This is a genomic window from Brevibacillus sp. YAE8, assembly GCF_057543335.1.
The window spans coordinates 106,986-122,372 of record NZ_BAAIYG010000004.1 but is presented as its reverse complement, the minus strand read 5'-3'; the positions used below and the strand labels follow the sequence as shown (position 1 = coordinate 122,372).

Here is a 15,387-nt window from a genome sequence, read left to right as displayed (position 1 = left end):
TAGTTTTATTGCGCTTTTTTCAGGACGTGAATACGCGGGCTGGTGCTGTCTGGCGCGTACCGGATTTCTGTGTCGACCCCGTAGACGCTGCGGATCAGCTCCAGCGTAAACACATCCTGAGGCTTGCCGAAAACACGAATGTCCCCGTCTTTGATGACGCAAATTTTATCGCTGTAGGTGCTGGCGTGATTCAAGTCATGCAGCACCATGACAACCGTGAGCTTCAATTCCCGATTCAGCTTGGCGATCAGCTCAAGCACATCGAGCTGGTGGGCAATATCCAGATACGTCGTCGGCTCATCGAGCAGCAGCAGCTTCGGCTTCTGGGCCAAGGCCATGGCGATCCAGGCGCGCTGGGCTTCCCCGCCCGACAGAGAAGCGAGATAGCGGCCCCGGTAGCTTTCCAGTCCTGTTTGCTGCAACGCCCAGTCGACGATTTCGTAGTCGGCTGCATCCAGCCGTTCATACCATTTTTTGTGGGGGACGCGACCGTAGCCGACCAGCTCCTCGACAGTCACATCCGAAGGACAGGAGTTGGACTGGCACAGCATGCACATGATGCGGGAAAGCTGCTTCATGCTCATGTTGTCGGCTGGCTCCCCTGCGATGCGCACCGAGCCGCTCTCGCAAGGAATCAGCCGGGAGATGGCTTTGAGGACCGTCGATTTGCCGGAGCCGTTTGGCCCGATGAGCGAGACAATCTCTCCTTCATGTATATCCAGTGAAAAGTCATTTACGATTCGTTTTTTGCCGTAACAGACGTTCATTGACTGCACGTTCAGCACATCACGTTCCTCCTTTGCGCATCAGATAAAGGAAGTAAGGCCCGCCGACGATGGCCATGACGATCCCCGCCGGAATTTCGAGTGGAGCAAAAAGCGTCCGGCCCAGCGTGTCTGCCACAAGCAGGACGAGCGAGCCGAGCACGAGTCCAAACGGCAAGTTCATCCGGTAATCGGAGCCCATCAGCATGCGCGACATGTGCGGGACGATCAGCCCGACGAAACCGACCAGGCCCACGGTCGAAACGGAGATGGCCGCGAGGTAGACCGCGATCAGGGACAGGGTGAAGCGAAGCCGGTTCAGGTTTTGCCCGAGATTGTGCGCGACCTGCTCGCCGAGACGCAAGATGTTGGCCTGGCGGATACACATCAGCGCAGCGATCCACCCGACGACCGAGTAGGGGAGAATCGTCAGCACGTCGCTTGTGCTTTTCCCGGACAGGCTTCCGTTCATCCATTGCAGAGCCGCTGGCAGCTTGTCGCTGTAGAGGATGGACAACAGGCCGATGACGCCGCCAAATACAGCATTGACGGCGACACCGGACAAAATAATGCGGATCGGGGTGAAGCCCCCTTGCTTTTTCCAGGCCCACAAGTAGACCATCACGGCTGCGATGCCCCCGCCGACAATGGCAAAGAGCGGAATCAGCGCGGAATAACCGGGGACGACCAGCATGATGAACAACACCGTGACCGCTGCCCCGCTGGATACCCCGGTCAGCCCCGGATCAGCCAGCGGATTTTGCATGACAGCTTGCAGCAGCGCCCCGGACGCAGCGAGGTTGGCCCCGATCAGCAGCGCGAGAAACACGCGGGGAATCCGAATGTCCCAGAGAATCGTATGGTTGGCTTCATTGCCTTGGCCGAGTACGGTCGTCATCGTTTCCCACAGCGAGAGCTGCACGCTCCCAAGCCCGACAGACAGGACGATTGCCGCTGCCAGCAGCAGGCAGGCGATGCTGAGAAGGACTGGTTTCCTGGTTGAATGGTTCTGGCTCACTGCAAAAACTCCTTATCACTTGTACAGAATTTCCGCGAGCTGCTGGTAGGCGGCAGGGGCGTTGACGATCGAGGCAGTGCCGAACGTGCTGAAATCAAGCGACTGCATTTTGCCGTTTTTGAAGGCGTTCATTTTTTCCCAGGCGCCGTTCTTTTTCACGTCTTCTTCGAATTTTTTCGCTACGGCATTCGGATCGCCGTGCGCCACGAGCAAAATCACGTCCGGGTTGGCCGCGACGATGCTCCCCATGTTCAGCGGCGCGTACGTTTGCGTTTGCTTCAACGTGTCGGTAGCGACGTTGACGGCTCCCAGATTGTGCGCGATGCTTCCGGCGAAAGTCTGGTCGCTCATGACCATGAGCGCTTCCGCCGAGCCGAACAGGAACAGCACGTTTGGCGTCGGTTTGCCCTTCGTCGTTTCGATGATGCTTTTTTCCTGCTCCGCAATTTTGCTCAGGAGCTGCTCTGCTTTTGCCTCTTGCTTGAACAGCCGTCCGAGTACGACAGTGGACAATTTCAGCTCATCCAAGGAATCGACAGGCAAGTAAGCGGTAGGTGTGCCGGCAGGCTTTAATTTTTTGTCGACGCTGTCCTTGATCGAGGACGGACCGAGCACGAACTCCGGCTGCAGCTTCGCGATTTGCTCCAGGTCCGGCTGGTGCGACGTCCCGATGCGCGGAACGCTGTCCAGAGCCGCTGGCAGCTTGCTGCTCGTCGTCGGTACGCCTACGGGGGCGATCCCGAGTTCATGCAAAATTTCCGTAATCGCGACAGAGATGGTCACGACTTTTGTGGGAGTTTGGTTTTGAAACTGGGCGAGCAGTTCTTCCGCCTTTTTCTCATCAATGCTGACAGAGGGAGCAGCCTGCTCGCTGGATGCCGCTTGCGTGGAGGTGTTTTGGCTCGGTTGTTCGCTGGTTTGGTTCTGCTGAGTGGTTGCCTGTTCGGGAGACTGTGCACTGCTGCACCCGACAGCGCTTGTCAAAAGTAGGGCAATCATGCCCATTTTCCATCCTGATTGCTTCACTATGTATAGCCTCCTGATCTTGATAATGAGAATCAATACCGTTTGGCTTGATTATATAGAGAATGATTACTATTATCAATAAGGATTTTGTAATGAAAAATGGCCACGAGTGCAGGGGAACCGCCGGAAACCGCAGATTTGTCGAAGGGTGGAGATGGTAGTGAGTTAGAGGAGGTTGTTATTTTGTATATTAATTTGTTCCATTTTTATACAGCAGGACTAGGGGGCGTTATTGTTATGCATACTCGTTTTGTTTGGAGATATTACAAGGGGAGTTTTGAGGGGGGATTGTCAAGATAAGCGGTGTTGAATGGGCGCGGTTTAGTGAGGGCGTGGCGACTTGCGGATACGGAAGCGAGCGGGGGAGTGATGCGGAGGCAATCGTGACGGGGTATTTTGGATCATCGACAAATTCGTTTGTCTATGAATCATCTTGCACGCAGAGTATTTAAGAGTATAACCAAGTCTGCATATCAATTAATTGGAAATAGAGGAAGGGATGTGTAAGATTTGATTCACTTAAAACGACTTTTGTGAGTTTGAGAACTTGGGTGTCGATTCCTTTGTAGATGTAAATAAAAGTAATAGCACAGCGGCTTTCTTTAAAGTGACGCCAGCCCATTCTGGTAAGCACCGAATTTTTTCGTCTCCGTATTTCAATAATGGACTTGAACAAGATACAAGACTGTCTATTTATTCGGATGCAAATTTGCAGAATGAAGTGACAAGCAACGACGATCATGAAGGTCCTTTTGGCACCAAATTTTCAAAAGTCGAATGGGACGCGACAGCGAATACAACATACTACGTTAAGCTTGAAACAACAGCACCTGCCTTGCAGTCTCGACTTACCTTTGAAGAAGACTTGGACAGCACGAGAGAAACAGCCATTCCGGCTGAATGGGATGAAATTTATACGGACAAATTGTCGTCTCCCTATGACGTTGACTACTTTGTGCTCACGGCTGAAGAAATGGCTTACATGAACCTGTATGTGACAAATAACATGCTCATCTTGGAGGACTCGCAAGGAACTGAGCTTAAAACCTTCCACGCGAATGAGGAAGACACGTTGTTTGTTACAGAAGCGGCTGGGACCTACTATGCAAAGGTAGTTTGGAATCAAAGCCAGGCACCAGTCCAATTAAATTCTGGTATTTCGCTATTGTCCGCTGAAATCGGTCAAAGCTATCAAGCAGGCTTTCATGGTCCAAAACGAATTTCCAGTAATTTCGCAGTGGATACAACACCAGGTTTTGAAAAATCAGTAACTGTACAATGGAGATTTTCAACTCCCCATCCAAGCGTAACGATTCAGGTACTCAAGCAGGGAAGACCAGTCTATGAAGAGACCAGAACGAACCAGCCAGCAGGATACCATACGTTCAGTTGGAATGGCATCTACACAAAAGTGAATCCCGGACACCTGGCTGAAAGTGGCGTCTACTTTGTTAAAGTCGTAGCTTCCGATGCACAACAATATCAAATTCTTGTGCCAATAAGTGTTGTGAATACAAACCCGAATGAAGAGCTTGATATCCAATATTTAATCTCTCGCTACAACAGCACCATTCCAAGCGCCACGATCCGTCAAGCACAAGAGAATCTGCAGTCTATGCTGTTCTATGATGGCCCGATCACGGGGGCGTACAATGAAGACTTTTTAGTGTCTGTCATTGCTTTTGAAGTAATTCTGAACAGAAGCGTGCATGTTTCTCTCAACGTAAACGTTGGTGGTGGAGAAGTACTAGAAGAGAAAGGGGAGTTAACGAATCAGTTAGTTTATTACATCCATTCAGGAAGAGCGACTGGGCGGGATAAATATGGAAAGTTTGCCGAGTTTCTCTTTAATGGAGATGTTGTTATATATGAGACTGGTGCAGCCACGGTTCCTGTGCTTCGTTTGACCAAGGTTGGTGGAAAGCTAGTCAAGAAAGCGGGTAAGACCATTGATGATTTATTTGAATGTAATTGCTTTACAGCAGGGACAAAGGTTTTAACGGATGAAGGTGAGAAACCTATCGAGGAAATCGAGGTCAGGGACAAGGTTCTGGCCAAAGACGAAGAGACAGGCAAGTTGGCATACAAGGAAGTGGAATGGCTCTATCAACGAGATGTTCAAGAGACGTATAATCTTACAGTTTACGGTGAAGTGATTACAACAACAGATGAGCATCCGTTTTGGATTGTTGGCAAGGGGTGGGTGGAAGCTAAAAAACTTGTGCCAGGGGATGTTCTAACCACTTCGAATGGCAAAGAGGTAGCCATTGAAAAGGTGGAGAAGAAGCAGGGGCACACAACCGTTTACAACTTCAAGGTGAAGGATTTCCATACGTATTTTGTCTCCAATCTGTGGATTTGGACGCATAATAGTTGTGAGATCACCCCAGAACAGTTAGCCGAGCTGGCAAGAAACTCGAAACCGATAGATGGATTGGAAGGTACAGTATCCGCCTACGTTGTGCATCAAGCAGCGCGTATTTTTGTCGGAGAGGGTGCGGCTATACAAAAAATTGATGGTGGGATGTTGTATACTAGTAAAGACAAGCTTAGAAGGGTTAGAACTGGACAAAAACTGGGGAAAGGTGTCTATGAAGCCAATTTTGAGACTTTTGATGCTAAAAATACCAAACTTACGAATTACCATGTTGAAATCAAATAAACAGGATGTGATCCTATATGGTAGTGCCAGTTTTAAAAAGAATTGTGTTAGTTGGTGACGAACCAGATGTAACAGATGATGATTTTGGAGTTGCAGCAAATGCAGATATTGGAACGGATGATGCGGAAGGGGTAGATTATTTTTATTTTAGAGTAGTAAGCCCTAAAAGACTGCTTTCTTTTCTGAAAGAGGATAAGATTGTAAATGGTCGAGCTACTTTTATTATGGAAAGGTTCGATTTAAGTTTAGTAGAGGAAGAGATTAACAAAATCTTAGGAGATTGCATTCGCCCTACATGGGCTGAGGTAGCAAAGGCAATTAACCGCCATTTGAATTGGGAGTACGATAACATTCAATACGAAACAGTTGAAGAAGCAATGGCAAGACTAAAGAAGAACAAATGATATATGAGACCTTGAAGGATAGTTTCCTTCAAGGTCTATTTTCTATCACCCATGGACTTGAAATGCATTATTTAAAAGCGCGTAGCGTAGGAACATTAAAAGAAAGTTGGAGATACAAAAACAAGCTCTAGCTGTGCAGTTTGCTCCGTTGCTGCTTTGTAAATGGGTGTAAGGTGCCGTTACTTTCTTGACATCATTGTACGGTGACATTGGAAATGAGCGTAGGTGAAGTCTCAATACCATACAAGTCTTGCAGGTGATCTTGAATATCGGGAATGTAAATTTTTTTGTGTAAATGGGTTTTTAACAGGCGGATGGTTACGTGGGCGGCTTTACATGGAGGGGCGGGCATGATAGGCTCGTTTGCCATGCGATGCATGGTTGACTGGCATCGCCCCATCGCAAGAAATCATGCCCGCAGAGGCTCCATGTCAAGCCGACTCAACAGTTGGGTTATGCGGACAGTTCGCCTTGCAATCGATCTCCAAAATGGATGGCCAGTTGTGAGATACATTCTTTCCAACTTCGAAGCGGCATCGTCCACTTCTTCGATGCATTTACGGTAGCGAGGTAGATGATTTTCCGCAGAGCATCGTCGGATGGATAGGCCGTTTTGGTCTTTGTGACCTTACGGAGTTGCCGATGATACCCCTCGATTATGTTCGTTGTATAAATGCCCAAAATGTCCTTATGACCCGACATCGAAATGCCAAGAACGCTGTAGGCCGCTTTGTTGATGATCCGATTTTCTTGCCGAACTTTAAAGTGAATGGCATCCAGGAACACGATGGGATAGACACGATCAAGCGGTCTGCATTGCCATTCCGCTACCAAAGGCATAATCTTGTCGGTCACCTTACTAACCATGGCAGGAGATACGTCAATCCCATACAACTCCTTCATGTGTTCCTCAATGTCTCGTGTGGACATTCCTTTGGCGTAGAGTGCGATGATTTGCTCCTCTAAGCCATTTACCGTAGTCTCATGCTTCTTCACAACGTGAGGTTCAAATTCTCCATTACGGTCACGAGGTACCCGAATTTCTGTATGGCCAAACTTTGTTTTCAACGTCTTTTTGCTATACCCATTCCGACTATTTCCCGTGTGATCGCCGTCAGAACTATGTTTGGCATAGCCCAAATGAGCATCCATTTCTGCTTCAAACAACTGCTGAATGGTGTCGCGGAACAAATCTTTAACATGGCGTGCACGTCCTCGATGGTACGGCAATCCTTCGCTAACTCCTTGATCGTCATGTCTCTTTTGTCTTGCATAAATGATCATCTCCTTACTGGGAAGTTTAACCATTTACACAAAACTTTTTACGCTCTCTCTTGACCACTTCACCGATAGATTGTTTTTTTCTCAAAGAGAAGGCTTTTAATTATAGGGAATGCTTTTCAGTTGTTTTTAGGTGCTACTGATTACTGTTCGTAAATAATCTTTCCGTTCTGATCTAGAGCAACGAATTTTGCTTTGACCTCCTCACGAGGAGACGCATAAAGAAACTGTTTTTGATTATCACCTATCTTGATTACATACATACGATCATCTGTGGTAGTAATTCTAATTTCTTTAACCTGCTTCTCATTTATATAGCCTGAGTAAATTCTATACGACTGTTTTATAGTTTCATTTTCTTCTACCAGTTCTTTCCCAACACTCATTTGTAATACTACAGCTAAATCTGGAATTTCAGGGGTTTCATTGATAGATTGAATGACCCACCCTTTATCTTTAGGATAAGCCTGAACAAGCCCATAATGTAGTTTGTTATCAACTTTGAAGTTAATCGTACAAAAAATGGTCTTGCTAATTTTTGCATAGTTAGTAACCTCAAATTCACTTATAGAATTACTATTGTAGTACTTAATCAATCTCTGATAGATAGGCTCTTCTATGCTTTTTTCATTCCCAGCCTCACCAACTACAGGCGGATTATCGGCTGGATAGGTGACATTGTTTATCGATTGAGTCGGTTGTTCTTTGTTAAGCACCTCTGAATTACTACAACCACTAATAAGAATAAGTGTGATTATAAAAATCAGTCTTCGTTTCATATTATCACTCCACGAAATTAATTGCCTTCAATAATGATCCATTAATATCTGCCATTTGAATATTTACTCTACTTTGCTTCCAATTTACTAAGTGGCGGCGAGCTGTTTCTTGAATTATGCTTTCAATATTCTTTGGTGTCAAATTGGGGTTTGTTGCTAATAACATAGCTACCCAAGTCGTTACCAATGGGGCAGCCAGCGATGTTCCATTAAAAATTTCAACGCTATCCCCACTTAATTTATGATTTATTGAGTAAATTTTTGTTCCAGGCACGAAAATATCAACAGTATCATTAAAGTTACTTAGCGACCAAACATCCAAGTTTTCATCTAAAGCACCAACGGAGATTACACCAGGTATTTTATAAGATGCTGGGTAGCTGTATTGTTTAGAAGAATCGTTTCCTACGGATGCAACGATCGTGATTCCGCTATTTACGGCTTTTTCAACACTGTTTTTTAAGGAAGGGGTGTCTTTATAAGTAGATAAGCTAATATTAATCACATCAACTCCTATGTGTGAAACCTCATCTATAGCTTTAGACAATGTCTCAGTATTTAAAGTATCTGAATGAATATCATAGGTATACAGCGTTATTCCTGGGAGTATTCCATTAAAATTCAGATTTTCGCATTCCCTAGCCCCAATCACGCTAGCAATAATTGTACCGTGTGATTTATCACCGAATCTTTGTGAGGAAGCAATCTCATTTAGTGTTAGATTCTTTTGATTCCCGTCTATACCACTATCAATTATCGCTATTTTCACACCATACAATTTTTCTTGTGAAATTCTAACTTTTAAAGGATACCCATTCATATTTTGAATTGCTTCGAGATTTGGTGTATTGGGGTATCTGAAATCAGTTTCAATTTTAATATTTAAAGCAATAAGAATTAATGTAATTCCTATCGCAAAGATATAAATTATTTTTTTTCTCGACATAATCACACAAATTAAAAGGAGGGGATAAAAAACTATCCCCTTCTAGCGCCCCTTTACAGTTTATATCCACCATAATAAATTGGGAGTCCATGATACATGACTTCAATGATGCTGAACTCATGCCAAATCGTCGAGTGCGTTAAGGTAACACTAATACCTCCTGCGACAAAATTATAAGAACCGCTTACTTGGGCAGAAAGCTTCATAGTAGCATCCGAAAAAGTTTGTGTGTACAGATTTGAAGATTTGGAAGCTTTATCATAGGGACGCCCGACATTTGGATTGGGAGTAACTACCTCCATGATACCTGAAGAAGAGGCAGTGGAGTAGGTATAGTAGACCGAAACAGTGTCATCATCAGCAGTGCTTGTGTTTTTTTTATCTAGTGTATATTTGATTTGAAGATAGTTTGATGCGTATCCCGCTGCATTATAGAACTTTATATCGGTGCTTGTTCCCCAATTTCCACTTGAGCTTGGTAAAGTTCCTTGACCTATAGTTGTCACATTTGACCCCCATGGACCAGCATAAGGCTGGGATGATGCGTTCGTTTCTACTTGATCGCTGTCAGAATCTACTTCTTTTACGCTTTCAAAAGTTGCTTGCATGCGATCTCCGCTAGGAAAAGTTATCTCGTAGAAGCTTTTGGGTTTTCCATTTTTCTCAATATCTTCTTTAACTAATTTGGCTAATAAATCGTTTCCTTCAAAGTGAGACTGTAGTGCATTTTCAGTAGCCTTTTTAATTGCAACGGGATCCTGCTGCAAAATCTTCTCCCTAAACTCTTTTTTATTTTTCCGAATATAATCATCTGTATACTCAACTGCCGACAAGCTACGTACAGAATCAACATCAATCGTCTTATTTTCCTTTTTTAGTTGATCAAGCGAGGCTTGTAATTCGGAATAGTATAAAGCATCTTCAACTGATAATCCTTCATTAATTAACTTTTTGTAATTACTTTGTTTTTCAGTGGCATATATTGGTGAAGATACAGATAAAAGTAATGCTGGTATTAAAATACCAACGGCTATTTTTTTAAACATTGTACAAATTACCTCCAAATAGTTTTGATTAAATAAAAAAACAATCTATACCAATGGCATTTGTAGTAGCATTTCCCCTCCTTGGCCAATTTCTAATAATTGTAAACTATACATTCATTTGTTTTAAATGTCAATTTTTATAAAAAAACCTCATAAGATAATTTAGCTATCTACTAAATAGTTTTTCTTAACTAATGCGGATAGCATTCACTCACTACTGAATCGCTTTTCCTAGGTAGTCACCATCGCACGAATATGCGAATTTCGACAGTGATCGTATCAAATTACACACCCAAAACAAAAAACACTCTACCGCCCTCGCGCACCGAGGCGAGTCAGAGTGTTTTTGCATCGGCCTCACGAACGAACATACGAAACCGCAGAAACCGCCTCCGCCAGCTTGCCAAGCCGCTTCCTGCCATTACACTTAGCTCAGCCGAAACAGCTTATGCCAAATAGACATTTTCCGCTCGGCGTCCTTGAGCTTGGCCAACTGGACTTTGGCGTCCATGATGTCGCTCATCGCTTTGGTCAGGCGGCGGTCGCGCTCCTTGAGGCTGCTGCGGATATACGCCTCCTGCTTTTCCAGGCGCGCGAGCAGCGCCTGCTGGTTCTCATCCTGCTGCTTCACGTGCAGCGCCAGGGCGTGCAGCTTTTCGTCGATGGCGTCCAATGCTTCGAGAGTGTCTTCTGTTGCGACGGGATGAGCAACAGGGGCGAGAGCAACAGCCGTCTCTCTGTGAGCCGCTCCCGCTCCCGTGTAGTTTTGGCTGACGATCATTAGCGCGGCTTCTTCCTGGGGAATGAGCTGGTCCTTGGTCAGCTCGTAAAAGCGGGTCAGGCAGGACACATCCATCTGGCGGTATTCGCGCCGGTTTTGATTGTCCCGCAGGAACCAATAGCCGTGCTGCTCGAGCAGCATGCTCCACTTGCGCAATGTGCTCGCCCCGATCCCGAGCATTTCGGCGACTTCCCTGCCGCTGTAGGTCCGTTCCCTGGCGACAAGCTCAATGACGTCTCCCATGCTTATCCCTCCTGCCGTACGTGCTTTTCATCCGTTTTTTACCCATTCTGTGCGGCAAAAGAATTTCCTTTTGCAATCGTGCGACAATTTCCTGCACCGTTCGAATTTTGCGCCGGTGATTGTCCGCGCTCTGTCATCTGCCGACAAAACTCGCCGTTGTGGCGCTGCACGCCGCAAACTAGACGAATGACGGACGGGTACAAGTACATTTTCTGTTTGTCTGTGCATTTGCTCAGTAGGGCTATGCCAAACGTACATAGGATGCTTACAGAAGGAGGGATTGACCATGGCATTCAGAGACCAGGTGAGACGATTCGAAGGGAAAAACGTAAAGGTTGAGACTGTGAATTGCAACTTTTTCGGCAAGCTGATCGAGGTAAAATCCAGCACTATCATCCTGCGCGAACACGACAACCATCGCCGCACCATCATTCGTGATTCTAAAATTATTGCCGTTACGGAACACGACCACGACTGCTAAGCTGCCATACCGTCTAGTTAACAGAAATGAGTTGTTCCTCAGGCTGTCGAGCGATCGGCAGCCTCTTCCTTTCTTTTTGCCGGAGTGTGCAGATGGATTTTATTCCCGCCCCTGCGCATGGTAACATGGTAGAGGAACAAACCAATGATGAGAGAGGGCAGGGGATACCATGTTGGAAATCCGGTTTCACGGACATTCTTCCGTGCAGTTGACCAGTGAAGGGCATTCGATCATGATTGACCCGTTTATTTCGGGAAATCCGCTGGCAAAAACGACGCTTGCGGACATCCAAGTCCAGTACATCCTGCTGACGCACGGACACCAGGACCATATTCTCGACGCAGTCGAGCTGGCAAAGGCAAATGACGCGACCATCGTCGCGACGCATGAGCTGGCTACATACCTTGACTGGCAAGGCGTCAAAACCGTTTCGATGAACCTGGGCGGCTCTGTGACACTGCCTTTTGGAAAAGTGAAAATGACACAGGCGTTCCACAGCTCCGGCGTCGTGCTGGATGACAAGCAGCAGATCGTCTACATGGGGATGCCAGGCGGCTTTGTGATCGAGCTGGGCGGCAAAACGATCTACCACGCGGGAGATACAGGGCTGTTCGGCGACATGAAGCTGATTGGAGATCGCCATGATATCGACTTGGCGTTTTTGCCGATTGGGGATGTATTCACGATGGGGCCGGAGGATGCGGTGATCGCCGCCGAGTGGATCGCCGCCGACTACGTCGTGCCGATTCACTACGATACGTTCCCGCCGATCAAACAGGACGGAGACGCGTTTGTCGCGACTTTGGCCGAAAAAGATATCAGAGGCAAGGCACTGAAACCAGGCGAGGTTTTGCGCCTGCCGTAGTCTGCAAGACTGCGAGCCTGTAAGACTGCAAGCTACAAGCCCGCAAGTCTACCAGCCCGCAGCCGAGAGCAAACCGCCTTTTGCCAAAAAACCGCTTGTCCGAAAAAACGGGACAGGCGGTTTTTCTTTTCCTGTCTTCTATAAAAAGAGACAGGCCAATCTCTGAAAAAGCGGCATGAAAATGGTAGCGACGCTCATAGATATAGAAACATAGGGAAGAGAGCCTGGCAAAAAGGAGAGGAAAGTCTCGATGAGCACTTTGCACCATACGCTGCTGTTTTTCTCGGTGATCGTCCTTTATTCATTGGCGAGCCTCGCCTTTCCGGGGGGCGGGGCCTGGTACGAGTCGCTGACCAAGCCTGAAGGCACGCCGCCCGACCATGTGCTCAAGATCGTCTGGTTTATTTTGCATGTGCTCATTGCTGTATCTGTCGTCATTGCTGTTCGCCGCAAGCAAATGAATCGGGAGCTTTTGCTTCTGTACGGAATAAACTGGTTTTTTCATCAGTTGTTTACGCTGTTGTTTTACAGGCTGCAATTGCCGTTTTTGGCCGCCGTCGACACGATCCTCATCCTGTACTCGACCTGGGTGCTGATCCGGGCGATTCGGCCGCTGGACAAGATCGCCTCCTCCTTGTTGATCCCGTATTTGCAATGGAGCGTGTTCGCCATCTATCTTGCGGTTTCGTTCTGTGTGCTGAACCTGTGAGCGTTGGGAGCGTGCCGGACTACAGCCCTGCGACGAGCCGCTTTGCCCGCTCTGTGGCTTGGCGATACACGTCCTCCCAGGAGATGGTTTGCAGCTTGCGGTCGCGCATCAAAACTTCGCCGTTGACGATCGTGGTATCGACATCCGCGCCGGTCGCGCTGTAGGCGACGAGCGAATGCAGGTCGTGCAGCGGGGCGAGGTGCGGCTTTTTCAGATCGAGCAGGATGAGATCGGCGCGTTTGCCTGTCGCAAGTGTGCCCACCTCGTGGTCGATCCCGAGCAGTCTGGCGCTCTCGATCGTCGCCATGCGCAAAACTTGCTCGGCTGGCAGCACGGTCGGATCGCCATAGTGCAGCTTTTGCATCCAGGACGCCGCCTTGATTTCCGCAAACATGTCGAGCGTCGTGGCGCTGCCTGCTCCGTCGGTGCCCAGGCCGACCGTGACGCCTTGGGCGAGCAGCTCCGCGACAGGAGCGATTCCGCAGCCGAGCTTCAGATTGCTCACAGGGTTGTGCGCGACGCCGCCTCGCATGCCGCGCAAACGGCCGATGTCCTCTAGGCTCAAGTGGACAGCGTGGGCGAGCAGGACGTGATTTTCGTGAAAAGTCCCCAGCTCCTGCAAATACTCGGTCGGCGTCTGGTCGTATTTCTCGCGGATTTTTTCCACTTCCTCGCGGGTTTCGGCCAGGTGGATGTGCAGCGGAATCCGGCGGCTTCTGGCGAGATCGACGACCTCTTTCAGCGGCTGCGGCGGGCACGTATAAGGCGCGTGCGGCCCGAGCATGGTGGTGATTCTGCCGTCTGCCGCACCGGACCATCTGTCGATCAGATCGAGCGCTTCGGTCATGCGCCGTCCGCCGTCATCCTGCAAAAAGATCAGGCCGCGCGTCAGGGAAGCTCTGATTCCGCTGTCCCGCACGGCTTCGGCTACAGCGTCCATGTGCACGTACATGTCGGCAAAAGCCGTCGTGCCAGAGGCGATCATTTCCGCAATCCCGAGCATCGTTCCCCAGTAAACGTCCTCTGGCGTCATCCGCGCTTCCGCTGGCAGCATCTTTTTGTCCAGCCAATCCATCAGCTTCAGGTCGTCGGAAAAAGCTCGCAACAGCGACATGCTCGCATGATTGTGGGCGTTGACAAGGCCAGGCATGGCGACCATGTCTTTGGCCGGAAGCACGGTGCTGGCAGACGCTTCAATCACGGGTGCGAGCTTCGCAATCCGCCCGTCCGCAATCAAAATGTCCCCGACCCACGGCCGTTCTTTTTCCACCATCGTCAAGATATGGCACCCTTTAATCAGTAACGTGTTCATGCAACCATCCTCCTTGGATTTCTGTTCGGTTGCAAGCGTAAAGCTTCACGCGGCGGCAGAGTCAAGAGGGAAATTTGTCTCGAAAAAGAGAAGCAAAGCAGTGCTGATTCGCCGGATTCTGTAATATTGTTTATTAGATAACAATTGACTCAAGAAATAATACTACATAAAATGGTGATAAGATACGAAGGAAGAGAGCGGTGGCGCATATGTTAAACGGAGGACTTGTCAGCCTGCAGGCGATTTTGGACGAATTGAAGCCATCCGAACGCAAGGTGGCCGAGTATATACTGGCTCACCCGGAAGATGTGGTGAAGCTGTCGGTGCAAAAGCTGTCCGAGCTGAGCGGAGTATCGGAGGCGACGATTATTCGCCTGGCTCGTTCGCTGAATATGAAGGGCTATCAGGAGCTGAAGCTGCGGATTGCGGGCGACTTGAACAAACAGACGGCGCCCACGAGCTATCAGGAAATCATGATGGAGGGCACGACCGAGTCGATCATGCAGGCGGTGAGCTGGAACAACATTCAGTCGATTCAGGACACACTCTCGGTCCTGTCCAGCGAAGAAGTGAACAGAGCCGTCGATGCGCTGTCCACAGCGAGAAAAATAGATGTGTACGGAGTAGGAGCCTCCGCGGTCATTGCCGACGACATCAGGCAAAAGTTTTCCCGCATCAACCTGTGGTGCGAGGCTTACTCCGATTTTCACGCGCAACTGACCTCGGCTGTCAACCTGTCGGAAAAAGACGTCGTCATCGGCATTTCCTATTCGGGGCAAACCGAGGATATCATCCAGTCGCTGACAGAGGCGAGACAGCAGGGCGCCACGGTCATTTCGCTGACCAAATTCGGGCCTTCGCCTGTCGCGGATTTGGCTCATATCCGGCTGTTTACCAGCTCCGTGGAAAAAAGCATCCGCAGCGGGGCGATGGCTTCCCGGATTGCGCAGCTCAATGTGATTGATATTTTGTTCATCACGATGGTCAGCAGAAAGCAGGATGATGTGATTCCGTTGCTGGAAAAAACGCGGCTGGCTGTCAGCCGGACAAAACGCTCATCCAATTGACGA

14 protein-coding genes and 1 pseudogene are annotated in these 15,387 nt (G+C 48.3%); 6 read left to right on the top strand and 9 right to left on the bottom strand.

The genetic code is table 11. The annotated features are described in order from the left end of the window. Nucleotides 1-5: 5 nt before the first annotated feature. From AC27IT_RS08425 to AC27IT_RS08415, 3 genes are read right to left on the bottom strand one after another with little or no spacing between them, the layout of a single operon-like run. Complete coding sequence (locus AC27IT_RS08425; RefSeq protein ID WP_005836095.1) at nucleotides 6-785, bottom strand: ABC transporter ATP-binding protein; 780 nt, start codon at nucleotides 783-785, stop codon at nucleotides 6-8. 1 nt (nucleotide 786) lies between these two features. Continuing rightward, nucleotides 787-1,782: a FecCD family ABC transporter permease gene (locus AC27IT_RS08420; protein ID WP_283858828.1), complete on the bottom strand. Its 996-nt coding sequence runs from the start codon at nucleotides 1,780-1,782 to the stop codon at nucleotides 787-789. 15 nt (nucleotides 1,783-1,797) lie between these two features. Then, a complete protein-coding gene (locus AC27IT_RS08415; RefSeq protein WP_487091728.1) occupies nucleotides 1,798-2,808 on the bottom strand; it encodes a helical backbone metal receptor in 1,011 nt (336 codons plus the stop codon). Between the two features lie 547 nt (nucleotides 2,809-3,355). On the opposite strand from AC27IT_RS08415, the gene AC27IT_RS08410 reads away from it, so the two are divergent. After that, nucleotides 3,356-5,470: a polymorphic toxin-type HINT domain-containing protein gene (locus AC27IT_RS08410; RefSeq protein WP_340673394.1), complete on the top strand. Its 2,115-nt coding sequence runs from the start codon at nucleotides 3,356-3,358 to the stop codon at nucleotides 5,468-5,470. A gap of 17 nt (nucleotides 5,471-5,487) precedes the next feature. Beyond that, complete coding sequence (locus tag AC27IT_RS08405) at nucleotides 5,488-5,874, top strand: Imm8 family immunity protein (protein ID WP_007782801.1); 387 nt, start codon at nucleotides 5,488-5,490, stop codon at nucleotides 5,872-5,874. 453 nt (nucleotides 5,875-6,327) lie between these two features. Here AC27IT_RS08405 and AC27IT_RS08400 read toward each other — a convergent pair. From AC27IT_RS08400 to AC27IT_RS08380, 5 genes and pseudogenes are all read right to left on the bottom strand, one after another. Then, a pseudogene (locus AC27IT_RS08400) lies at nucleotides 6,328-7,148 on the bottom strand (IS256 family transposase). Nucleotides 7,149-7,298: 150 nt separating this feature from the next. Then, nucleotides 7,299-7,934, bottom strand: coding sequence for a hypothetical protein (locus AC27IT_RS08395; protein WP_005837212.1), 636 nt, complete (start codon nucleotides 7,932-7,934; stop codon nucleotides 7,299-7,301). Between the two features lie 4 nt (nucleotides 7,935-7,938). After that, nucleotides 7,939-8,880, bottom strand: a complete 942-nt coding sequence (locus tag AC27IT_RS08390) for a S8 family peptidase (protein ID WP_141333635.1) — start codon at nucleotides 8,878-8,880, stop codon at nucleotides 7,939-7,941. Nucleotides 8,881-8,933: 53 nt separating this feature from the next. Then, the gene (locus tag AC27IT_RS08385; RefSeq protein ID WP_327945107.1) at nucleotides 8,934-9,926 is read right to left on the bottom strand and encodes a hypothetical protein; all 993 of its coding nucleotides are present in this window, start codon (nucleotides 9,924-9,926) and stop codon (nucleotides 8,934-8,936) included. Nucleotides 9,927-10,353: 427 nt separating this feature from the next. Further along, nucleotides 10,354-10,950, bottom strand: a complete 597-nt coding sequence (locus tag AC27IT_RS08380) for a MerR family transcriptional regulator (RefSeq protein WP_283858833.1) — start codon at nucleotides 10,948-10,950, stop codon at nucleotides 10,354-10,356. 286 nt (nucleotides 10,951-11,236) lie between these two features. On the opposite strand from AC27IT_RS08380, the gene AC27IT_RS08375 reads away from it, so the two are divergent. The 3 genes from AC27IT_RS08375 to AC27IT_RS08365 all read left to right on the top strand — a co-directional run bounded on the left by AC27IT_RS08375 (nucleotide 11,237) and on the right by AC27IT_RS08365 (nucleotide 13,005). Further along, on the top strand, nucleotides 11,237-11,431 hold the full coding sequence (locus AC27IT_RS08375) for a hypothetical protein (protein ID WP_005828092.1): 195 nt from the start codon (nucleotides 11,237-11,239) through the stop codon (nucleotides 11,429-11,431). A 169-nt stretch (nucleotides 11,432-11,600) separates the two neighbouring features. Further along, nucleotides 11,601-12,296: a metal-dependent hydrolase gene (locus tag AC27IT_RS08370; protein WP_005828090.1), complete on the top strand. Its 696-nt coding sequence runs from the start codon at nucleotides 11,601-11,603 to the stop codon at nucleotides 12,294-12,296. A gap of 250 nt (nucleotides 12,297-12,546) precedes the next feature. After that, nucleotides 12,547-13,005, top strand: a complete 459-nt coding sequence (locus AC27IT_RS08365; RefSeq protein WP_005828088.1) for a TspO/MBR family protein — start codon at nucleotides 12,547-12,549, stop codon at nucleotides 13,003-13,005. Nucleotides 13,006-13,024: 19 nt separating this feature from the next. Here the strand turns inward: AC27IT_RS08365 and AC27IT_RS08360 are convergent, their stop codons facing one another. After that, a complete protein-coding gene (locus tag AC27IT_RS08360) occupies nucleotides 13,025-14,317 on the bottom strand; it encodes an amidohydrolase (RefSeq protein WP_238503933.1) in 1,293 nt (430 codons plus the stop codon). A 209-nt stretch (nucleotides 14,318-14,526) separates the two neighbouring features. On the opposite strand from AC27IT_RS08360, the gene AC27IT_RS08355 reads away from it, so the two are divergent. Beyond that, complete coding sequence (locus AC27IT_RS08355) at nucleotides 14,527-15,384, top strand: MurR/RpiR family transcriptional regulator (RefSeq protein ID WP_035423134.1); 858 nt, start codon at nucleotides 14,527-14,529, stop codon at nucleotides 15,382-15,384. The last annotated feature ends 3 nt before the right edge of the window (nucleotides 15,385-15,387 follow it).